Below are 23,004 nucleotides of genomic sequence, written 5' to 3'. Positions count from 1 at the left end.
CATTGCGGGGACGCGCGCAGATCGTGTCGCAGGCCACTCGATCCGGTCGAACCGACCAGACGGTTCTCGACAACGCGCTGAGGCAGGCGCGACCGGGATTTATTGCGGTCGGCGTCTTCTCGCTCTTCCTCAACCTGCTCTACCTGACCGTTCCCCTCTACATGCTGCAGGTCTTCGACCGCGTGCTGGGCAGCGGCAGCCGCGAGACCCTGCTCTACCTCACCCTGATCGCGCTGGTCGCGCTGCTGGTGCTGGGCGCGCTCGACGCGGTGCGGGCCAACGTGCTCACCCGCATCGGCAGCTGGCTGCACGCGCGCTCCGCCCAGACCATCCTCGGCGCCACGATGAAGGCGCGGATGTTCCGCTCCTCCTTCGCCGGCCAGCCGCTGCGCGACCTCCAGCAGGTGCAGAATTTCTGCAGCGGCCCGACCGCCGGGCCCTTCTTCGACGCGCCCTGGGTTCCCGTCTTCATCGTCTTCCTGTGGCTGCTCCATCCCTGGCTCGGCCTGCTCGGGATCGCCGGCGCGATCGTGATGTTCATCCTCGCGCTCGCCAACGAGATCGCGACCCGGAAGCGGCTCCACGAGGCGTCGGAGTCCCAGGCGAAAGCGTTCGACCAGGCCCAGCGCCTGTCCGAGCAGTACGAGACGGTCCATGCGATGGGCATGGCCGACGCCCTCACGCGACGCTGGTCGGTGTCGGCCTCCGCCGCCCAGTCGAGCGGCGTGGCGGCGGCTGAGCGCGGCGGCTGGCTGGCGGGCCTTTCGCGCTTCGTGCGGCTGGGCCTTCAGGTCACGGTGCTCGGGCTCGGCGCGCTGCTCGTCCTGCGCGGCCATCTCTCGGGCGGCGCGATGATCGCGGGATCGATCATGCTCGGCCGCGCGCTCTCGCCGGTCGAGCAGAGCATCGGCGCCTGGCGGGCGTTCTCCGGCGCGCGCGAGAGCTTCGGCCGCCTGCAGACGCTGCTGCGCAATTTCGCCCCCGGCGCGGAACCGATGTCGCTGCCCGAACCGCGCGGCCAGGTGCAGGTCGAGAACCTCTTCGTCCGCGCGCCCGGGACGGACCGGCTGATCCTGAAGAATGTCAGCCTGTCGCTGAACCCCGGCCAGGCCCTCGCCGTGCTGGGACCGTCGGCCTCGGGCAAGACGACGTTGTGCCGAAGCATCTGCGGCGTCGCCGACCCCTTCCGCGGCTCGGTGCGCATCGACGGCGCGGAGCACGGCAAATGGCCGCGCAGCCAGCTCGGTCGCGCCATCGGCTACCTGCCCCAGGAGGTCGAGCTGTTCCCGGGCACGATCCGCGAGAACATCGCGCGGATGACCGACGCGCCGGCCGAGGACGTCCTGGCGGCGGCGCGGCTGGCCGGGGTGCACGAGGTCGTGCTGGCGCTGCCCGACGGGTACGACACGATGATCGGGCCGGGTCAGGCGCAGCTTTCCGGCGGCCAGCGGCAGCGTATCGGACTCGCCCGCGCCCTGTTCGGAGACCCGAAACTCGTGGTGCTCGACGAGCCCGCCGCCCATCTCGACCAGTCAGGCGAGCTGGCGCTGGCCCGCGCGATCGAGCGGATCAAGCGCGCCGGCGCCGCCGTCGTCATCGTCTCGCACAGCCGCCCGGCGCTCGAACTCGTCGACAACATCCTCGTGCTGAAGGAGGGCCAGGTCGACGTCTACGACTCCGCCGAGAAAGTGCTGGCGGTGCTTGACGAGCGTCGCCGTTTTCTCATTCGCCGCGCCGCGGAGCGGACCGCCGCGCAGAAGCACGCGGACGCGGCCGGCCGTACGTCGGGCCCGCCGCCCCCGCCGCCGGGAGGCCGCGCCGAATGACCGAAACGCGATCCGGCCTGCTTCCTCTCGAGTCCGCGCCCCTGCTGACGGCGATCCGGGCGCCCGCCCTCATCGGCGCGATCGTTCTGGGCGCCTTCATTCTCGTCTTCTTCGGCTGGGGCGCGCTCGTGCCGCTCTCGGGCGGGGCGATCGCCCAGGGCCAGATCAGCCCGGAAGGCAGCCGGCGAACGGTGCAGCATCTCGAGGGCGGGATCATCCAAAACCTGCGAGTGAGCGACGGCGACGTCGTCGAGGCCGGCGACGTGCTGGTCGTGCTTCAGGAGACCCGGGCGCGCAGCGGCGTCGAAGTGCTGCAAAGCCAGATGCGTCAGCTCGAAGCGCAACGGGCGCGCCTGCGCAGCGAGCAGTTCGGCCTCGACGCGCCGGACTTCCCCGATCATCTCGAGGCGTTGCGCGGCGACCCGGAGGTCGACGCGCTGCTCGAGGTCCAGACCGACCTGTTCAACCAGCGCATGGAGCTGCATCGCAACCGTCGCTCCATGCTCGACCAGCGCATCGGCCAGCTCCAGGCCGAGATCGAGGGGTTGCAGGCCCAGATGGCCGGCCAGCGCCGGCGCCTCGGCCTGATCGAAAGCGAGATCGCCGACACGCAATCGCTCGTCGACCGCGGCCTGGCGCCGCGGCCGCGCCTGCTCGCCCTGCAGCGCGAACAGGCCTCGATCCAGGAGCAGCTGGCCGGCAACCGCGCCGGCATCGCCCGGGCCAGGCAGGCGATCGGGGAAACCGAGACGCAGCTGCTCGCCCTCGACTCCCAGCGCCTGGACGAGATCTCCACCGAGCTGAACGAGATCCAGACCCGCATGGCGGAGACCGGCGGCGAGCTGCAGTCCAGCGAGGACGTGCTGCGCCGGACGCGGATCACCGCGCCGATCTCGGGCACCGTCGTGAACCTGCGCTTCCACACCGAGGGCGGCGTCATCCGGCCCGGCGCTCCGGTCCTCGACATCGTGCCGGACGAGGAAGCGCTGATCATCAGCGCGCGGCTGGCGCCGGTCCATATCGACTCGGTCGCGCCGGGCCAGTCGGCGATCGTCCACCTCACCGCGCTCGACCAGAGAACCCTGCCCCGGATCGAGGGCGAGGTGCTGTCGGTCTCGGCCGACGCCATCGTCGACGCCGACACCGGGGAGAGCTATTTCCTGGTTCGCGTGCGGGTCGACATGGCCGTGCTGGACGAAATTTCGGCGCGGACCGGCGAGGAGCTGCGGCTTGTGCCGGGCATGCCCGCCGGCGTGCTGATCGTGACCGGCGAGCGGACCATGCTCGCCTATCTCACCGCGCCCCTGCGCAAGTCGTTCCGCAACGCCTTGCGGGAGGCTTGAGAGAAACGCGCGGACGAACATTGCGGAACGCTGCCGGCGACGCGGCCCCGTCGCGCCGGCTGTGGGGTTTTACGGCGCAGATAAGAGAATATTCCTTAATAATATAATCGAGCGTCCCGTATTACTACGTAAACGCCAGGTTTTGCGTTTACAGATTGTTAACCTACTTGTTCACTTCGCTGCGTAGATGCGTCTCTGCTTGATGCAGCGAGATCCAGGCGTGCGCGCAACGTCACGCGCGTCATGCTGGAGGCTCCTCATCAGCCGCATGCGGCGCTCCGGCGGAACGCCTGGCCGGAGACGCCGATGACGAGTGTGCAGGCGGCGCGACGAGCGCGGGTCCCAAGCAGGGCGATCATCGCCTCCCCGCCTCCTCGACCCAGGGAGAACCAGCCATGGCCATCATCTTCAATGTCGACAAGGGCTTCGCCCAGATCGACGCAAGCGGCGACGGCGAGCTCGACAATGCAGGTGAAACGATCACCTACACGCTCGAAGTCACCAACAACAGCACGGCGGGAGAGCAGTTCGACGAGCTGTACCTGACTGACGATCTGCTCGGCCTGCTGGATTACGACCTGATCCAGGCCGTCAACGACGGTCATCTCACGCTGAGCGGCGACGACGGCGATTTCGTTCTCGAACCGGGCGAAACCTGGTTGTTCCAGGAAGCGGTCTCGTCCGACGTCTTCACCTACTCCGTCACGCAGGAAGACCTCGACTCGAACGGAACTGTCGAGCCCGGCGACGTCAATGAAGGCTTCATCGACAACCTGGCCTCCGTCGAGGGCGTGCGCGTCGCGGGCGGGACCTTCAGCGCGTCCGGCTCCGCCGGCGTCGAGGTGGTCCAGGACCCGTCGATCGACATCGAGAAGGCGACCAACGGCCAGGACGCCGACAGCCCCACCGGGCCGGAGATCGTGGTCGGCGGCGCCGTGAACTGGACGTACGAGGTGACCAATGACGGCAACCTCACCCTGACCGACGTCGTCGTCACCGACGACAACGGCACGCCCGGCGACACCGGCGACGACTTCAGCCCGACCGCGGTCGAGAGCGGCGGCTTCAATGTCGGCGACACCGACCAGGACGGCGCGCTCGACCCGGGCGAGACCTGGCTCTACGAAGCCAGCAGCACCGCGGAGAGCGGCCAGTACGCCAACATCGCCGACGTCGACGCGCTCGGGCCGCAGGACCAGGCGGTCAGCGACAGCGACCCGAGCCACTACAACGGCGTCAATGTCGATATCGACATCGAGAAGGCCACCAACGGGCAGGACGCCGACAGCCCGACCGGGCCGAATATCCTGGTCGGCGACACGGCGACCTTCACCTATCTCGTCACAAACCCGGGCGACGTCGCCCTGAGCAACGTGGTCGTCACTGACGACAACGGCACGCCCGGCGACACCGGCGACGACTTCAGCCCGACCGCGGTCGAGAGCGGCGGCTTCAATGTCGGCGACACCGATCAGGATGGCCTGCTCGATCCCGGCGAGACGTGGGAGTACACCGCCGACCGCACCGTCACCGAAGGCCAGTACACCAACGAGAGCTCGGTCTCCGGCGACTATGAGCAGACCACCGTCACCGACGACGACCCGAGCAACCATTTCGGCGTCGATCCCCAGATCGACATCGAGAAGGCCACCAACGGCGAGGACGCCGACAGCCCGACCGGGCCGGTGATCCCCGTCGGCGACACGGCGACCTTCACCTACGTCGTCACCAACGCCGGCAATGTCGAGATCGACAACGTGGTCGTCACTGACGACAACGGCACGCCCGGCGACACCGGCGACGACTTCAACCCGACCGCAGTCGAGAGCGGCGGCTTCAATGTCGGCGACACCGACCAGGACGGCCTGCTCGATCCCGGCGAGTCCTGGGAGTACACCGCCGACCGCACCGTCACCGAGGGCCAGTACACCAACGTGTCGACGGTCACGGGCTCAGACATCGTGCTGGACAGCCCGGTGTCCGACTCCGATCCGAGCAACCATTTCGGCGCCGATCCCCAGATCGACATCGAGAAGGCCACCAACGGGCAGGACGCCGACAGCCCGACCGGGCCCAATATCCTGGTCGGCGACACGGCGACCTTCACCTATCTCGTCACCAATCCCGGCAATGTCGAGATCGAGAACGTGGTCGTCACTGACGACAACGGCACGCCCGGCGACACCGGCGACGACTTCAGCCCGACCGCGGTCGAGAGCGGCGGCTTCAATGTCGGCGACACCGACCAGGACGGCCTGCTCGATCCCGGCGAGTCCTGGGAGTACACCGCCGACCGCACCGTCACCGAGGGCCAGTACACCAATGAAAGCTCGGTCTCCGGCGAGTTCGGGGAAACCACCGTCACCGACGACGACCCGAGCAACCATTTCGGCGTCGATCCCCAGATCGACATCGAGAAGGCGACCAACGGCGAGGACGCCGATAGCCCGACCGGGCCGGTGATCCCCGTCGGCGGCACGGCGACCTTCACCTATGTCGTCACCAACGCGGGCAATGTCGAGATCGACAACGTGGTCGTGACCGACGACAACGGCACGCCCGGCGACACCGGCGACGACTTCAACCCGACCGCAGTCGAGAGCGGCGGCTTCAATGTCGGCGACACCGATCAGGACGGCCTGCTCGATCCCGGCGAGTCCTGGGAGTACACCGCCGATCGCACCGTCACCGAGGGCCAGTACACCAACGTGTCGACGGTCACGGGCTCAGACATCGTGCTGGACAGCCCGGTGTCCGACTCCGATCCGAGCAACCATTTCGGCGAGGCGCCCTCCGAGCCCGGCTCGGCGAACACGCCGGGCTTCTGGAAGAACCATCTCGACATCTTCGAGTGCGAGACGGGCTACGACCGCGATGAAGAGTACGAGGTCGTCTTCGGTCTTCCCGACGGGGCGGTCGACGCCGACCTGGCCGCCAACGGCAGAAACATCAAGGTGCCGCAAGACCCGACCCTCGAGGAGGCGCTTGAAGCCAAGGGCGGCGGCCAGGCGGCGCTGCTGCGGGCCTCGACGGCCGGCATGGCCAACGCGCTCAGCGACGATACGAGCTACACCTACACCGACGACGACACGATGGCCGACGGCATCTACGAAGTCTTCGGCCTGATGCCGGGCGATCCGGGCTATGACGACGTTCTGGCCTCGGTGCGCGACGTGCTCGACGAAGTCGATCTCAATGACAACGGCGCGATCGAGTTCAACGAGCTGCAGTCGGCGGTGCAGGACGCCTTCGCTGACGAGGAGTACAACGAACTCGCCCAGGCGCTGGATGTGATGAACAACCAGCCCAGCGTCGAGGTCGAGGACTTCCTCGGCTGCTACACCGAGCCGAACGCCGATGCTGGCGGACCGCCTCCGTGGGCCGCCTCTTACCAGGGCCCCGAGGACGCCGATCTGTACGTGATCTGATCGCTCCCCTGACCGCGGCCGGCGACATCACGCGTCGCCGGCCGCGCTCAGCGGGCGGCGGCCGGACACATCGCCGTTTCCCCGCACGCACCCCCGCCGCGGACACGCGCCGCGCGCGGGGGTGCGTGAACCTGCAAGCGGTCGGACGCCCGGACGAACCTCGCGGAACGCGGCGGCCCGGCCTCGCATTCCCTCTTTCCAGCATCGGCCTGCTTCTACGGACCGAATTGCGACGGACCCGACGATGACCCGGAACATCTTCGTCATCGGTCTCGAGGCCTTCAATCTGGCGCTGCTGGAGAAGGTCCGGCGCGCCGACGAGTACGCCTTCCACGGCCTGCTCGATTTCCACGCCGTCGCCCAGGATCCAGACGCCCGCGTCGATGACCTGCTCGCCCAGGCGTTCGCGCAGCTGGACGCCTTCCCGGGTTCGATCGACGCCGTCGTCGGCTACTGGGATTTCCCGACCATCCTCATGGCGCCGATCATCCGGAGCCGCTACGGCCTGCCCGGCCCGTCGCTGGAGAGCGTGCTGGGCTGCGAGCACAAGTACTGGGCGCGGCGTCTGCAGAAGGAGACGGCGCCGGAGATGGTGCCGGACTTCGCGCTCGTCGATCCGTTCGCCGATGACGCCGCAGACCGGCCGCCCCTGCCCTATCCGTTCTGGATCAAGCCGGTGAAGGCCCATTCCTCCATGCTCGGCTACCGCGTGGACGGGCCCGACGAGTATCGCGACGCGCTCGCCGGCACCCGGGACGGCATCGAGCGCTTCGCGGTGAATCTGAACCAGATCATGGCCCGCGCCGACCTGCCCGCGGAGCTCACGGCGGCGGACGGCTGGCACTGCATCGCCGAGACGATCATATCGGCGGGCCGCCAGTGCACGCTCGAGGGCTATGTCTTCCACGGCGAGCCGCACGTCTACGGCGTGATCGACTCGATCCGGGGACCCAATCGCATCAGCTTCGCGCGCTACCAGTATCCCTCGACGCTGCCAGGCTCGGTGCAGCGCCGCATGGTCGAGGCGACCAAGCGGTTCATAACCCGCACGGGCCTCGACGACTCGCCGTTCAATATCGAGTTCTACTGGAACAGCCGGACCGACCGGCTGTCAGTGCTCGAGATCAACGCGCGCATCTCCAAGTCACACAGCCCGCTCTTCGAGAAGGTCGAGGGCGTCCCGCACAAGGAGGTCATGATCGACGTCGCGCTCGGCAGACGACCGGAGTTTCCCCTCGGCCAGGGCGCGTGGCGGCATGCGGCCAAATTCATGCTCCGGCGCTACGACTGCGACGACGAGGACGTCGTCGTCGCCGCGCCGTCCGACGCGGAGCTGCGCGCGATCGAGGCCGATTTCCCCGGCTGCGACATCGAGCTTCATGTCAGCGAAGGGATGCGCCTGAAGGACCTCCACTTCCAGGACAGCTACAGCCACGAGCTCGCCGACATCTTCGTCGGCGCCAACAGCCAGCGCGCGATGATGGAGACCTATCGCGCCATCACGGACCGTCTCGACATTCGCATCGAAACCCCGTCATGACGCCGAAACTGCAGACCGTCGCCGACACCCCGAAGCCCGTGCGCCGCCTGGAGAATGTCTGGATCCCGATGCCCGACGGGACCCGGCTCGCCGCGCGCATCTGGCTGCCGGAGGACGCCGAAGACCAACCCATTCCGGCGGTCCTCGAATACATCCCCTATCGCAAGCGCGACTTCACCCGACTGCGCGACTCCATCATGCATCCCTATATCGCCGGGCACGGCTACGCCTGCGTGCGCGTCGACCTCCGCGGCGCCGGCGATTCCGACGGGCTCCTGCGAGACGAGTACACCGAGCAGGAGCTGCAGGACGGCGTCGCGGTCCTTTCCTGGATCGCCGCGCAGGACTGGTGCTCCGGCCAGGTCGGCATGATCGGGATCTCGTGGGGCGGCTTCAACGGGCTGCAGATCGCCGCCCGGCGCCCGCCGGAACTCAAGGCGGTGATCACCGCCTCCTCGACCGACGACCGCTACGCCGACGACATCCACCACATGGGCGGCTGCCTGCTGGGCGACAACCTCTCCTGGGCGTCGGTCATGTTCGCCTACAACGCCATGCCGCCCGACCCCGAGATCGTCGGCGAGCGCTGGCGCGAAATGTGGATGGAGCGCCTGGAGGCGAACGATCCCTGGCTGATCGACTGGCTGGACCACCAGCGTCGCGACGATTACTGGCGGCACGGCTCTATCTGCGAGGACTTCTCGCGGGTGCAGTGCCCCGTCTTCGCCGTCAGCGGCTGGGCGGACGGCTATTCCAACGCCGTGTTCCGCCTGCTCGCCAACCTGCCCGGGCCCTGCAAGGGCCTGATCGGGCCGTGGAGCCACAAGTATCCCCATCTCGGCGTTCCCGGCCCCGCCATCGGCTTTCTGCAGGAATGCCTGCGCTGGTGGGACGCCTGGCTCAAGGGCGTCGACACCGGGATCATGGACGAACCCGCGCTGCGGGTCTGGATGCAGGACAGCGTCCGCCCGACGGCGCGCTACGCCCACCGCCCCGGGCGCTTCGTCGAAGAGCCCGCCTGGCCGTCGCCGAACATCCGCGAGCGCCGCTTCGGTCTCGACCAGGCCCGTCTCGTAGAGGGCGGGGAGCCGCCGCTCGCTCATCCGCTGACGATCCAGTCGCCGCTGACCGTCGGGCTGTTCGCCGGCAAGTGGTGTTCCTACGCCGCCGGTCCCGACCTCGCCCACGACCAGCGCGAAGAGGACGGCGGCGCGCTGGTCTTCGACACCGATCCCCTCGAGGCCGAGCTTGAGATCCTGGGCGCGCCGCGGGTCGAGCTCGAGCTGAGCAGCAACCAGCCGATCGCCATGCTGGCCGCCCGGTTGTCGGATGTCGCGCCCGACGACAAGGCCACGCGGATCAGCTACGGCCTGCTCAATCTCACCCACCGGGATTCGAGCGCCCACCCCGCCCATCTCGAGCCGGGCCGGGTCTATCGGGTGAGCCTCGACCTGAACGGGATCGCCCAGGCCTTCCCCGAAGGCCATCGTCTCAGGCTGTCGCTGTCGACGTCCTACTGGCCGCTGGCCTGGGCGCCGCCCAAACCGACGCGGCTGATGATCCACGCCGGCGCCTTCATCCTGCCGGAGCGGCCGCCGCGCGCCGAGGACGAGACCGTGCGGCCGTTCGGTCCGCCGCTGGGCGCGCCGGCCGAACAGCGCCGCACGCTCGATCCCCAGCACCACAACTGGCTCGTCCACCGCGATCTCGCCGCCGACGAGTCGACGCTCGAGGTGATCAACGATTACGGCCGCTTCCACATCGACGAGATCGACCTGACCATCACCAACCGCGTGCGCGAGCTGTATGTCTCGCGCGCCGACGACTTCAACTCGCTGCGCGGCGAGGTGACGTCGACGCGCGAGCTGGTCCGCGGCGGGTGGCGCGTGCGCACCGACACACGCACGGTGCTGACGTCGACGGAAACCGAGTTCCGGGTCCGCGCCGATCTCGACGCCTATGAGGGCGGCACGCGCGTCTTCTGCCGCAGCTGGGACCGGCGCATCCCGCGCGACTTCGTCTGACGCCGCGTCAGCCTTCGATCGTGAAGGGCAGGAACAGCGCCTTCTCGTCGGCCGCAGGGGTCTCCGAGATGAAGGCGTACTCCCCCGGCTCCAGATCGACGGTGAAATAGCCCGCGGCGCCCGCAGGCATCTCGTTGAGCCCGCCGACGAAAACCGCCGGCGCCGGCGTCTCGAGCCCGCCGGGCTGCGTCCAGTCCATCCAGTCGATCACCGCCTGGCGGTCGACGTCCTCGCCCAGCTGGACGACGTGGACGTCGTGGCCGACGAAATTGCCGTAGGCGGTCTGGTCGGCGAACTCGACGCGGATCGTGTTGGCGCCCGCCGCGAGGCTTCCCTCGCCCGGCGCGTAGCCCTCCGAGGAGACCGTCAGCGCGTAGTCGGCCTCGGGCTCGGGCGCGCCCGAGTCGTCCTCGGTCACGACCAGATCGTGCAGCATGGCCAGGACTTCCGGGTCGGGATTGTAGGAGTGGAAGACGCCGTTGGTCTTCACGTAGCACTCGATCGTGTAGCTGCCCGGCTCGAGATAGACGGTCGCCTCGGTCGTCTCGCCGCCCGTGACCATGCCGGGTCCGCCGAGAAACACGACGTCGGCGTACCAGGCCGGCAGGCCGCCGAACGTCTCCATGGCCGCGTCGGCCTCGCCGGCGGCGAGCAGGTCGAAGCCCGCCTGGAAGACCGAGGCGACTTCCTCGGACTGCTGCTCGATCGTGACGCCCTCGGGCCGCCGCTGGACGATCGCGAAATGCGCCATGTCCGAGGCGTTCTCCAGCCGGATCGTCGTCCAGCCGGACGCGATCTCGCCCGGCCCCTCGAACTCCAGGCCGACCGCGCGCAACTCCAGAACATTGGCCTCGGCGGCCGGCGCCTCGGTCTCGGGCGCGATGTTCGCGCGCGGTTCGGTGGACGCCGGCTCGCCGCAGCCGGCCGCCAGGGCGAGCGCGACCAGCGCGGCGCTCGCGGAAACAGGTTTCGTCATGATGATCTCCCCAGCCGGTGAATCGCGGCGCGCCGCGATCTCTCGATGGGCGCAGTATGACGCGGCGGCGGGGTGGGAAGAAAGACCGCGGCCGGGCTCGCGCCAAGCTAGAGCCGGTTGATCTCGAACTTTTCGAGCGAATAGCCGAGCGCGGACAGGCCCTCCTCGAGATAGTCGCTCGAGAGCGGCGTGCCCGCGACGTAGGCCGCCAGGTGCTCGTCGAGGGCGTCCTCCGCCTGCCGGCGCGCCTCGTCCCACTCGTCGGCGGCGTAATCGCCGCGCCCGACCCAGATCAGCGCCAGCAGGTCGGCCTTCTCGTCGACATTGCACGCATCGATCGCCTGGGTGAGCTCGTCGAACGTCGGGTCGTCCTTGGCGGACTCCAGGATCTGCACGGAGCGATCGTCGGCCGGGTTCGAGCCGGAGTCGGGATCGCTCTGCTCGACCTTCTCGTCGAACTCGCGCGCCTTCACCAGGATGTAGAAGGCGCGCTTGGGCGTGATCGTGAGCTCGACCGCCATCAGTCCTCTCCCGGCGTTTCGTCGCGCGAACGCATGCCGTGTCCGCCTTGCACGCGAACGGTGCTCGCCTGCGGACCCTTCTCGCCCATTTCCTCGGCGAAGGTCACCAAATCGCCTTCCTCCAGCCCGTCGAACGCATCGCCGAGCACGCTGTTCCGGTGGAAGTAGAATTCGCGGCCGTCAGTGCTCTCGATGAAGCCGTAGCCGTCGTCGGAGAAGAGCTTGCGCACGACGCCCGACGGCGGCGGCTCGTGATGCTTCACGTCGCCGCGCAGCTTGCGCGCTTCGTCCTGCAACTGGCGGCGCGCCGCCCGGAAGGCGTCGCGGATCGCCAGGGCGGGATCGGCGTGGCGCTCGTCCTTGGGCGGATTGCGCGTCGAGGAGACCTCGCGGCCGTCCGGAAGCGCGAGGAAGATGCGCGGTTCGTAGATGCCGCCGGTGCGCTTGTTGCCGTCGGGGGCCTTCACCGAAACCCGGCACGAGGTGATGCGGCCGAAGAACTCTTCGAGGCGCTCGACCTCCTCGTCGACGAGATCGCGGAGCTGGTCCGAGGGCTCCATGCCGATGAAGGCGATTTCCGGAGGCGTCTCCACGGCTTCGTCTCCCGCATTGCCGATGGGGGCAGCCTAGACGGCGCGCCTGCCGACGCGTTGATCCGGATCAAATCCCGCGGTCAGGACGCGGCGGCGAGGACGGTCCGGCGCGCCGGGCGGCCGTGCATGTAGGCGCCGTCGACGCCGAGCGTCATGACCGGCACGATGCCCTGCAGGTCTTCCGGCCGGAGGATGCGGTCGGTGCGGCTGTCCAGAAGGACGAAGCCCGATCCGTCGCGCACGGCCAGGAAGGCGTGCGAGGCCCGGGCGACCAGGTCGCGCACCACCATGACGTACATGTCGTCGCGATCGATCCCGGCCGCCGCCAGCGTCCAGTACTTCGCCAGCACGTAGTCCTCGCAGTCGCCCTGCATCGTCGTCATCAGACCCGTCGGAGTGATCCAGTGGTCCGTCCGGCCGGTCGCCGAAACGTCGGAGCGGTAGCCGACGAGCCCGTTGACGCGGCGATTGACCGCGGCGATCAGCGCGCCGCGATCGCGGCCGCGAACATCCTCGACCAGGCCGCGCCAGTCGCCCGCGGCGGAGCCGCATCCCGCGCCGGCGGCGAGACAGCGCTCGAACTGCGCCGCGGCGTCCAGGCGCCCCATCCAGCCCGCGGGCGCGCGGGAGGAGCGGCGGGCGACCGTGCCGAACAGGTTGGGCGGCGCGTCGCCGATCGCCGGCGCGATGTCGGGGACTGCCGTCTCGATGCGGGTGCGCGACTTGGGCTGGCTCCGGCCGAGGGCGTTCTCGCCGCCGCCGCGCCGCACCAGCACCGGGGCCGGCACCTCGGCGGAGGCGGCCTGACCCGGCTCGCGGGCGAGGGCCGTCCCGCCGGCGAGGCCGGTGGTTGAGACGATCACGGCGGCCGCAGCGGCCTTGAAGAAAGCGGGGAAGGTACGCGGCATCGGTCCAGCCTCGCGAGCAGTGAATCCCGAACTCGCGACTAGACTGACCTTTACCGAATAACATTCGGATAATTACTATAGTTTACGAAAGGTAATTTTTCATCTCGATAGCATTGATGTATTTTTTACTATAACAATTCGCCTGCGCTCAAAGCGAAAATCGAGATCAGGGTAAACAGGCCCATAACGGCACACCGGCCACGCGAATGCGTCTCGACCGCCCGCCGCCCGGGCGTCCCGCAGCGGCGCAGCGCCGGAGATCGAGCCCGCGCATTAACTATAAGCATATACGCGCGACGCGCTCGAAAGCGCCGAATCCTGTGCGCCATTTACCATCAAAAAGACTGGAAATATGTTCAATTTCAATATATTGGCTTGCGACACGCGGTCGCGCATACGTAATTATGTTAAGGCCTGTTCGCGGGCGAGAATCCTAACTAGGATATTAATCAGAGGTTAAACAGGCGCGGCGTGCGCCTTGCAGTTAGGCCTTTGTGAACCATCGACGCGACGGTCACCGAAGGTTGGAGAATTATGATGGACAAGCCGGCGAACTCCTCGACCCCCGCCACCGCGAAGCCCGACACGGGCGGTGACACCAAGCAGGCGACGCCCGAACCGGTGATCGTGCGCGACGGCATGATCGAAAGCCCCGAGACGACGGCCCGGCCCGAAGCCGAGCCGGCGGCCGAGGCGCCGGCCCAGATCGAGGGCGGCCAGGTTTACATCGCTCCGCTCGGCGTCGAACTCGCCGACATCGACGTCGCCGGCGACGACCTTCTGGTCAAGCTGCCGCACGGCGACGTCATCGAGATCGCGAACGGCGCGGTCGACTATCCCTTCGTCCAGATCGACGGCATGGTCTTCCCGCTCGGCGTCGGCGGCCCGGCCGCGCCGGCCGCGGCGATCCAGGGCGGCTCCGTCTATGTCGCGCCGGAATCGGTCGCGCTGGAGAATGTCGACGTCGACGGCGACGATCTGGTGATCACGCTGCCGAACGGCGAAGAGGTCCGCATCGAGGGCGGCGCGCTCCAGTACCAGTTCATCGAGATCGACGGGCTGATCTTCCCGCTCGCCGTCGGCGGTCCGGAAGCCGCAGCCGGTTCGACCTCGTCGGGCGGCAACTTCGTCGTGGATCCGGGCAATATCGATCCGGCCTTCGACATCACCGACCTGCTGCCCCCGACGGCGCTCGCGTTCGGCCTGCCCGAGCAGGAGGAGCTGATCGAAGTCCTCGAAGTCGACGAGGACAGCCAGCCGCTTATCGTCTCCACCGACGACGCCAATAACGACGAGGACGGCCTCGGCGAAGGCGGCAATGTCAGCGGCGGCGGCATCAATGTCGACTTCGGCAGCGACGGCCCCGCGGACTCCGGCGAACTCGTCCTGTCGGCGCCCGGCCTGGACGGCCAGCTGACCGCGGGCGGCGCGCCCGTGACATTCACTGTCGACGAGAACGGCGATATCGTCGGCTCGGCGAACGGCGAGGAGATCATCCGGATCTCGATCACCGGCTCGACGACCAATCCCGACGGCACGGTCGACTACGAGTACACGGTGACCCTGTCCGGCCCGGTCGACCATCCCGACCCCAACAGCGACGACGACGTCACGCTCACCGGCGTCACGGTGACGGCGACGGATTCCGACGGCGACACCGCCAGCGGCACGTTCGACATCGTCATCAATGACAGCGTCCCGGCCGCGGCGGACGACCCCGCGACGCAGTCGGAGGAAGGCGCGCCGATCACCATCGACGTGTTCGCCAACGACACCCCCGGCGCCGACGGCGTGGACCTCGCCAGCGACGTGGAGTCCTCCAATCTCAGCGGGACCGGGACCCTCACCTATAACGGCGACGGCACCTTCACCTACGAGCCCGGCCCGGGCGAGGACGGCCAGGTCACGTTCGACTACACGATCACCGACGGCGACGGCGACACCGCCACGGCCACGGTGACGATCGACCTTCAGGACGACTCCGAGCCGGTCATCGAGGCCCAGGACGGAACCGTCGACGAGGCCGCGCTGGACGACGGCTCGAACCCGTCGAGCGACGCCGAACAGACCTCGGGCGGCATCTCCATCGGAACGGGCGGCGACACGGTCGCCTCGCTCGTCATCAACGGCGTCGACGTCACCGGCGGCGGCGTGGTCGACGGCGCCTACGGCACGCTCACCGTGACCGAGACCGACGGCGTCTACACCTGGACCTACACGCTCGACGACAACACCACCGATCATCCCGATGACGCCTCGACGGGAACCGACGAGGGCGTGTTCGATCAGTTCGACGTGGTCGTGACCGATTCCGACGGCGACGAGGCGAGCGACACGCTCGACATCGCGATCAATGACGACGGCCCGACGGCGCTCGACGACCTCTTCGTCCAGGACGAGGAGAACGCGCCGGTCTCCGGCAACGTGCTCGACAATAACGGCTCGGGCGCCGACACGCCCGGCGCCGACGATCCGGCGACGGTCTCGCTGGTCGACGGTTCGCTGACGGGGGCGGGCGAGCTGACGCTCAACGCCGACGGCTCCTTCACCTATGAGCCGGCGCCCGGCGAGGACGGCGAGGTCAGCTTCCAGTACACGCTCACCGACGCCGACGGCGATGAATCCGTCGCCACCGCGACGATCGAGCTGCAGCCGGATTCCGTCCCGCAGGGCGGCGAGTCGAGCTCGCTGTTCGTCGACGAGGATGATCTCGTCGGCCAGGAGCAGAGCTACCCGGGCGACATCCAGTTCGAGCAGGGCGTTCTGTTCCCGAGCCTGGTCGGACCAGGCGTCTCGACGGACTCCGGCTCGGCGATGTTCGACTTCGGAAACGACACGCCCGACGACATCGCCGGCGCGGCGGTCCTGTCCGCCGACGGACTGGACGGCCAGCTGCAGACGCCCGACGGCGATCCGGTCACCTTCACCGTCGACGAGAACGGCGAGCTGGTCGGCTCGGCGAACGGCGAGGAGGTGATCCGCATCGCGATCACGGGTTCGACCGACAATGGCGGCGGCTCGGTCACCTATGACTACGAGGTGATCCTGTCCGCGCCGGTCGAGCATTCCGACCCGAACAGCGAAGACAATGAATTCCTGAACGGCGTCACGCTCACCGTCACCGACTCCGACGGCGACTCGGCCTCGGTCCAGTTCGACGTCACCATCAATGACGACGTGCCGGAGGCCTTCGACGACAGCTTCACGCAGTCGGAGGAGAACGCCGACGTCACCGGCAACGTGCTCGACTTCAACGGCTTCGGCGTCGACGCCGCCGGCGCCGACGGCGAGGGCGCGCCCTATGTCGAGCTGGTCGACGGTTCGCTGACCGGCGCGGGCGATCTCACGCTCAATGCCGACGGCTCCTTCAACTACGAGCCGGGCGACGGCGAGGACGGCGTGGTCACCTTCGACTACACCATCACCGACGGCGACGGCGACACGTCGCAGGCCACCGTCACGATCGATCTGCAGGACGACTCCGAGCCGGTGATCGGCGAACCGACCAGCCTCGGGCTCGACGAGGACGGCTTCGAGTTCGCCAATGACGACGATACGACCTCGCGCACCGACGAGACCGCCGCCGGCGAGAACCTGTCCGCGGACGGCCAGGTCGTCGTCGATTACGGTTCCGACGTTCCCGCCGACGCGATCGGCGCGATCGCGCTGCTCGACGACCCGGCCCTGGACGGCCAGCTGAGCTCGGGCGGCCAGTCGGTCACCTTCGCGCTCGACGGGAACGGCGATCTCGTCGGCACGATCGACAACGGCGACACCGAGGTCATCCGGATCTCGATCACCGGCGCGACCGACAATGGCGACGGCACGGTGACCTATGATTACACCGCGACCCTGTCGCAACCGCTCGACCATGACAGCGGCTCGCTGGAGAACATCGAGACGCTGCTCGGCGTCGGCTTCGAAGTGACCGACGGCGATGACGGCGACACCGCCCAGGGCTCGTTCGACGTCTCCATCGTCGACGACGTGCCCCAGGCCAACGACGACACGGTCAACCAGGCCGACCAGGGCGGCGAGAACACCGCCGTCAGCGGCAACGTGATCGACAATGACGCATTCGGCGCCGACGGCGACGCGAGCGATCCGCAGGTCTCGCTGATCACCGACGTGTCCGAGGGCGATCTGCAGCTGAACAGCGACGGCAGCTTCACCTTCATCCCGGCCGCCGGCCAGGAAGGCTCGGTCGAATTCACCTACCAGATCGTCGACCAGGACGGCGACGTCTCGCAGGCCACGGCCACCATCAATCTCGAGCCCGACTCCACGCCGGAGATCTCGGCGGCGGCGACGGACCTGAACACCGACGACGACGACACCGACGGCGGCGTCTCGACGGATACGGGCTCGGTCACGATCGATTACGGAAACGACGCCGGCGGCGCCACGTTCGCGCTGTCGGCCGACGGCCTGGCGGGCGAACTGCAGACGCTGGACGGCCAGGACGTGGTCTTCGCCATCGAGGGCGGCGTGCTCGTCGGCCGGGCGCAGTCTGACGACTCGATCGTCATCGAGATCGAAGTCACCAACTCGACGCCGAGCGGCGACGAGGTGACCTACGACTATAAGGTCACCCAGCACCAGCCGCTCCAGCACGCCGATCCCAACACCGAGGACGACGACTCCATCACGGTGAGCTTCACCGGCGCGGACGGCGACGACGGCGACGAGGTTTCCGGGACGTTCGACGTCACCATCAATGACGACGTGCCTGAGGCCTTCGACGACAGCTTCACGCAGTCGCAGCCCAACGCCGACGTCACCGGCAACGTGCTCGACGACAACGGCTCGGGCGCCGATACGGCCGGCGCCGACGGCGAAGGCGCGCCCTATGTCGAACTCGTGGGTGGTTCGCTCAGCTCGACCGATCCGTCGGGCCCCGGAACGCTGACGCTCAACGATGACGGCTCCTTCACCTACGAGCCTGCCGACGGCGAAGAAGGCTCGGTCAGCTTCGACTACACCATCACCGACGCCGACGGCGACACCTCGCAGGCCACGGCGACGATCACGCTGCAGGACGACGACGTTCCGGTCGTCGATTCCACGGACGACGTGACGGTCGACGAGGACGGCTTCGAGTTCGCCAACGATGACGACACGACGTCGCGCACCGACGAGACCGACTCCACCGAGAGCCTCGTCGGCAACGGCCAGGCGGTCGTCACCTTCGCCTCCGACGTTCCGGGCGATCTGCTCGGCTCGATCAGCCTGCTGGATGACGGCGCGCTCGACGGCCAGCTTCAGACGCTCGACGGCGACGCCGTCAACTTCTCGCTGGAGGGCGGCGATCTGGTCGGCCGCTCCGCCGGCGACGACTCCGAGGTGATCCGCATCTCGATCACCGACGCCAACGTCACCAACGCCGGCGACGGCGAGGTGACCTATGACTACGCGGTCACGCTCTCCCGGCCGGTCGAGCACGTCGACGGCGGTCTCGAGAACATCGAGCAGCTGCTCAATGTCGGCTTCGAGGTCACCGACTCCGACAGCGACACGGCCCAGGGGTCGTTCGACGTCTCCATCGTCGACGACGTCCCGCAGGCCAACGACGACAGCTACAACCAGGCCGACCAGGGCGGCGAGAACACCGTCGTCAGCGGCAACGTGATCGACAACGACGCATTCGGCGCCGACGGCGATGCGGGCGATCCGCAGGTCTCGCTGATCACCGACGTGTCCGAGGGCGATCTGCAGCTGAACAGCGACGGCAGCTTCACCTTCATCCCGGCCGCCGGCCAGGAAGGCTCGGTCGAATTCACCTACCAGATCGTCGACCAGGACGGCGACGTCTCGCAGGCCACGGCGTCGATCACGCTGCAGCCGGACTCCACGCCGGAGATCTCCGCCGCGGCGACGGACCTGAACACCGATGACGACGACACCCAGGGCGGCGTGTCGACGGACACGGGCTCGGTCACGATCGACTACGGAAACGACTCCGCCGGCGCGACGTTCGCGCTTTCGGACGCCGGACTGGCGGGCGAGCTGCAGACGCTCGACGGCCAGGACGTGGTCTTCGCCATCGAGGGCGGCGCGCTCGTCGGCCGGGCGCAGGCTGACGACTCGATCGTCATCGAGATCGAGGTGACCGGCTCGACCGACAACGGCGACGGCACGGTGACCTATGACTACGAGGTCACGCAGAGCCAGCCGCTCCAGCACGCCGATCCGAACACGGAAGACGACGACTCCATCACGGTGCAGTTCGACGTCTCCGACGGCGATGACGGCGATGCGCTCGCCGCGCCGGGTTCGTTCGACGTCACCATCAATGACGACGTCCCCGAGGCCTTCGACGACAGCTTCACGCAGTCCGAAGAAAACGCCGACATCACCGGCAATGTGCTCGCCGATAACGGCAACGGCGCCGACAGCGCCGGCGCCGACGGTGAAGGCGCGCCCTATGTCGAGGAAGTCGCCGGATCGCTGACGGGCGCGGGCACGCTCACGCTCAACGCCGACGGCTCCTTCACCTACGAGCCTGCCGCGGGCGAAGAGGGCGATCAGAACAACCAGGTCACGTTCGACTACACGATCACCGACGGCGACGGCGATGTCTCCCAGGCGACCGCCACGATCACGCTGCAGCCGGACTCCACGCCGGAGATCTCCGCCGCGGCGACGGACCTGAACACCGATGACGACGACACCCAGGGCGGCGTGTCGACGGACACGGGCTCGGTCACGATCGATTACGGAAACGACTCCGCCGGCGCGACGTTCGCGCTTTCGGACGCCGGACTGGCGGGCGAGCTGCAGACGCTCGACGGCCAGGATGTGGTCTTCGCCATCGAGGGCGGCGCGCTGGTCGGCCGGGCGCAGGCTGACGACTCGATCGTCATCGAGATCGAGGTGACCGGCTCGACCGACAACGGCGACGGCACGGTGACCTATGACTACGAGGTCACGCAGAGCCAGCCGCTCCAGCACGCCGATCCGAACACGGAAGACGACGACTCCATCACGGTGCAGTTCGACGTCTCCGACGGCGATGACGGCGATGCGCTCGCCGCGCCGGGTTCGTTCGACGTCACCATCAATGACGACGTCCCCGAGGCCTTCGACGACAGCTTCACGCAGTCCGAAGAAAACGCCGACGTCACCGGCAATGTGCTCGCCGACAACGGCAACGGCGCCGACAGCGCCGGCGCCGACGCTCCGGGCACGGTGGCCTATGTCGACAGCTCACTGACGGGGTCGGGCGATCTCACGCTCAACCCGGACGGCTCGTTCACCTATGAGCCCGCCGCGGGCGAGGAAGGTCAGGTCAGCTTCCAGTACACGCTGACTGACGCCGACGGAGACGCCGACACCGCCACGGCGACCATCGATCTCGCCGACGACTCCACGCCGATCGCGACGGCCAACGACTCCAACGTCGACGAGGACGGCCTGATCGGTCTCGGCGGCGAAGGCCCGGCCTCGCTGGCGACCGACAGCCAGACCTTCACGGTCACCTACTACAACGACGTGCCGGCCAACGCGCTCGACGCGGTCGCCTTCGACCCGGCGACGGTGACGGCGCTGAACGGCGCGGGCTACGAATCCGGCGGCGACCCGGTCACCTTCGAGATCGAGGCCGGCACCGGCGATCTGGTCGGCTCGGCGGGCGGATCGGAAGTCATCCGCATCCATATCGCCAACGCGGGTTCGCCCGGCGTCGACGGCGCGGTGACCTACACCTACGAGACGACGCTCTCGGGTCCGCTCGATCACCCGCTCGCGGATGTCGAGGACGACGTCACCCTGTCGAATATCGGCGTCATCGCCACCGACAGCGACGGCGACACGGCGAACACCTCGTTCGACGTCACCGTCAATGACGACATCCCCGAAAGCCTCGAGGGCGACGTCCTGCTCATCCAGAACAAGGCGGTCGCCAACACCTCGGGTGACCTGAACTTCGAGGCCGGCGCAGACGGGATCGGCGAGGTCGTTTTCACCGGCGATCCGAGCATGGATGGGACGCTCGCCACGGACGTCGACGGCAACACGCTCTTCGACGGCGGCGAGCCGATCTTCCTCTACGGCTTCGGCACCGACACGCTCGTCGGCCGCCTCGGCGACGGCGGCGCGCCCGATTCGACGGGCGACGTCGCCTTCACGATCACGCTCGACCCGGACACGGGGACCTGGTCCGCCCAGATCGACATCGATCTGAAGAACGGCACCGAGATCTCTGTTACCGATCTGACGTCGGTCGGCGGTGGCAATAGCGACATTCGCGTAATCGGCGCCGACGATGCCGACAACAACACGTCCAACTTCGATGTCGTGCTCGACGGCGATCCCGGCTCGGTGAACACGAGCGCCGACGGCATCGGCGTGGGCGGAGGCCAGAGCTTCGACGCCGGCGAATCCGTCCAGATGGAGTTCGTGACCAACGCCGTGACCGATGGATCAACGACCACGGGCTTCGCGTGGGATTCGATCGTCGAGGCCAGCGCCTTCCGCCAGGAGATCCAGCAGGTCCAGGGCAACCAGAGCCAGACCACGTCGATCCGCGTGACGGCGCTGGCGACGGACGGTGACCAGACGCTGTTCGGCGATCCGAGCGACACGGTCGTCGAAATAACCGACGTGAAGATCTACGACGCCCTCGGCAACGACATCACCGACTCTTTCGGCGGCACGATCACGCTCAATGGGGACGGCACCGCCTCGATCACGGGTCTCCAGGAAGGCGAGTTCTACGAGATTCACACCGACGAACTCTTCAGCGGCGTCAAGGTCGCCTCGGAGTTCGGGCCCGGCGACAGCAATTTCGACCTCGGCGTGTTCTCGATCTTCACGGCGACGGACACCGAGCCGTTCGACCTGAACTTCGACATCACCGGAACCGACGCCGACGGCGACTCGATCGGCAGCGCGCTCGATCTGCGCATTTCGCCGGACGGGAACGAGGTGAACGACTTCCCGACCGCCAATGACGACTTCGTCGCCCAGGATGGCCCGAACGACCTTGATCCCGCGAGCACGCTGGTGACGGTCAACGCCGTTCTGAACGACGCGGCCGGCAATGAGGGCGTCAATCTCAGCGACGACGTCAGCTGGCAGAATCTGACCGGGACCGGCACGCTCACCTATAACGGCGACGGCACCTTCACCTACGAGCCGGGCGTCGGCGAAAGTGGCACGGTTTCGTTCGAGTACACGCTGACCGACACGAACGGCGACGACTCCACCGCCATCGTCACGATCGATCTCGACGGCGCGGCCGCGGCCGCCTCGACGAGCGACACCAGCGTCCAGCTGCTCGACACGAGCACCGACGGCTCCTTCTCCTCGACCTCGTTCGAGGGCAATGGCGGCGGCAATGGCGGCGGCCAGGGCGGCCCGCAGAACTTCAGCCTCGACGCCTTCGGCGGCGCGCTGATCGGCGAGGACGCCTTCGGGGCGATGAACTTCGACCCGTCCGGCCTCGGCGGCGGCGACAGCTTCGGCGACCTGGACCCGGCCTTCGCCAGCGTCTCGAGCCTCGGCTTCGAGGGCGGCGGGGCTCCGTTCGAGGACGGCCTGTCGCCGCTCGGCGGCGGATCGTCGCAGGCTTCGACGACCGATATCGGCCGCGAGGTGATCGGCGGCGGCGACAACGGCGACGCCACTGTCGAGCTGTCGCTGGGCGACTTCATGGAGACGGGGTCCGTGGACCTCTCCGAGCTTCTTCCGGGCGCTCCGCAGGACGGCGCGTTCGGGGCGGATTCCCTCGGCCACGGGGCGGGTTACGCCGGAAGCGGGGAAATTACTTCTGGCGCGGTCTCCTCTCTGGATGATATACTTTCTATTAACGCAGGCATTTCGTCCTAGGCTGAACGGGACGAGGA

Annotated in this window: 10 protein-coding genes; 6 read left to right on the top strand and 4 right to left on the bottom strand. The window is 68.0% G+C overall.

The window, feature by feature from the left end; genetic code table 11:
• Positions 1-23: 23 nt before the first annotated feature.
• From DDZ18_RS03145 to DDZ18_RS03125, 5 genes are all read left to right on the top strand, one after another.
• Positions 24-1,826: a type I secretion system permease/ATPase gene (locus tag DDZ18_RS03145; protein WP_158272050.1), complete on the top strand. Its 1,803-nt coding sequence runs from the start codon at positions 24-26 to the stop codon at positions 1,824-1,826.
• Complete coding sequence (locus tag DDZ18_RS03140) at positions 1,823-3,169, top strand: HlyD family type I secretion periplasmic adaptor subunit (RefSeq protein WP_109251887.1); 1,347 nt, start codon at positions 1,823-1,825, stop codon at positions 3,167-3,169. The genes DDZ18_RS03145 and DDZ18_RS03140 overlap by 4 nt, the downstream gene beginning before the upstream one ends.
• 395 nt (positions 3,170-3,564) lie before the next feature.
• Positions 3,565-6,597 carry a DUF7507 domain-containing protein gene (locus DDZ18_RS03135; protein ID WP_109251886.1) on the top strand — a complete coding sequence of 1,011 codons (3,033 nt, stop codon included), beginning with the start codon at positions 3,565-3,567 and terminating at the stop codon, positions 6,595-6,597.
• Positions 6,598-6,841: 244 nt separating this feature from the next.
• Positions 6,842-8,137 (top strand): ATP-grasp domain-containing protein, encoded by a 1,296-nt coding sequence (locus tag DDZ18_RS03130; RefSeq protein WP_109251885.1) that lies wholly within the window; start codon positions 6,842-6,844, stop codon positions 8,135-8,137.
• Complete coding sequence (locus DDZ18_RS03125; protein ID WP_199241117.1) at positions 8,134-10,161, top strand: CocE/NonD family hydrolase; 2,028 nt, start codon at positions 8,134-8,136, stop codon at positions 10,159-10,161. Before DDZ18_RS03130 ends, DDZ18_RS03125 begins: the two co-directional genes overlap by 4 nt.
• A gap of 7 nt (positions 10,162-10,168) precedes the next feature.
• On the opposite strand, the gene DDZ18_RS03120 is transcribed toward DDZ18_RS03125, so the two are convergent.
• From DDZ18_RS03120 to DDZ18_RS03105, 4 genes are all read right to left on the bottom strand, one after another.
• Positions 10,169-11,137 (bottom strand): hypothetical protein, encoded by a 969-nt coding sequence (locus DDZ18_RS03120; protein WP_109251884.1) that lies wholly within the window; start codon positions 11,135-11,137, stop codon positions 10,169-10,171.
• Positions 11,138-11,244: 107 nt separating this feature from the next.
• Positions 11,245-11,658, bottom strand: a complete 414-nt coding sequence (locus tag DDZ18_RS03115) for a DUF3775 domain-containing protein (RefSeq protein WP_109251883.1) — start codon at positions 11,656-11,658, stop codon at positions 11,245-11,247.
• Positions 11,658-12,251 carry an HPF/RaiA family ribosome-associated protein gene (locus DDZ18_RS03110; RefSeq protein WP_109251882.1) on the bottom strand — a complete coding sequence of 198 codons (594 nt, stop codon included), beginning with the start codon at positions 12,249-12,251 and terminating at the stop codon, positions 11,658-11,660. The genes DDZ18_RS03115 and DDZ18_RS03110 overlap by 1 nt, the downstream gene beginning before the upstream one ends.
• A gap of 80 nt (positions 12,252-12,331) precedes the next feature.
• The gene (locus DDZ18_RS03105) at positions 12,332-13,159 is read right to left on the bottom strand and encodes a transglutaminase-like cysteine peptidase (RefSeq protein ID WP_109251881.1); all 828 of its coding nucleotides are present in this window, start codon (positions 13,157-13,159) and stop codon (positions 12,332-12,334) included.
• Between the two features lie 534 nt (positions 13,160-13,693).
• On the opposite strand from DDZ18_RS03105, the gene DDZ18_RS03100 reads away from it, so the two are divergent.
• Positions 13,694-22,987 carry an Ig-like domain-containing protein gene (locus DDZ18_RS03100; RefSeq protein ID WP_146190593.1) on the top strand — a complete coding sequence of 3,098 codons (9,294 nt, stop codon included), beginning with the start codon at positions 13,694-13,696 and terminating at the stop codon, positions 22,985-22,987.
• The last annotated feature ends 17 nt before the right edge of the window (positions 22,988-23,004 follow it).

It is taken from the genome of Marinicauda salina (genome assembly GCF_003122085.1).
GTDB lineage: Bacteria > Pseudomonadota > Alphaproteobacteria > Caulobacterales > Maricaulaceae > Maricicauda_A > Maricicauda_A salina.
This window is presented reverse-complemented; position numbering and strand designations above follow the sequence as displayed.

Coding starts and splice junctions, on each gene's coding strand:
- DDZ18_RS03140 (WP_109251887.1), top strand. CDS start 1,823: ATGACCGAAACGCGATCCGGCCTGCTTCCTCTCGAGTCCGCGCCCCTG.
- DDZ18_RS03135 (WP_109251886.1), top strand. CDS start 3,565: ATGGCCATCATCTTCAATGTCGACAAGGGCTTCGCCCAGATCGACGCA.
- DDZ18_RS03130 (WP_109251885.1), top strand. CDS start 6,842: ATGACCCGGAACATCTTCGTCATCGGTCTCGAGGCCTTCAATCTGGCG.
- DDZ18_RS03125 (WP_199241117.1), top strand. CDS start 8,134: ATGACGCCGAAACTGCAGACCGTCGCCGACACCCCGAAGCCCGTGCGC.
- DDZ18_RS03120 (WP_109251884.1), bottom strand. CDS start 11,137: ATGACGAAACCTGTTTCCGCGAGCGCCGCGCTGGTCGCGCTCGCCCTG.
- DDZ18_RS03115 (WP_109251883.1), bottom strand. CDS start 11,658: ATGGCGGTCGAGCTCACGATCACGCCCAAGCGCGCCTTCTACATCCTG.
- DDZ18_RS03105 (WP_109251881.1), bottom strand. CDS start 13,159: ATGCCGCGTACCTTCCCCGCTTTCTTCAAGGCCGCTGCGGCCGCCGTG.
- DDZ18_RS03100 (WP_146190593.1), top strand. CDS start 13,694: ATGATGGACAAGCCGGCGAACTCCTCGACCCCCGCCACCGCGAAGCCC.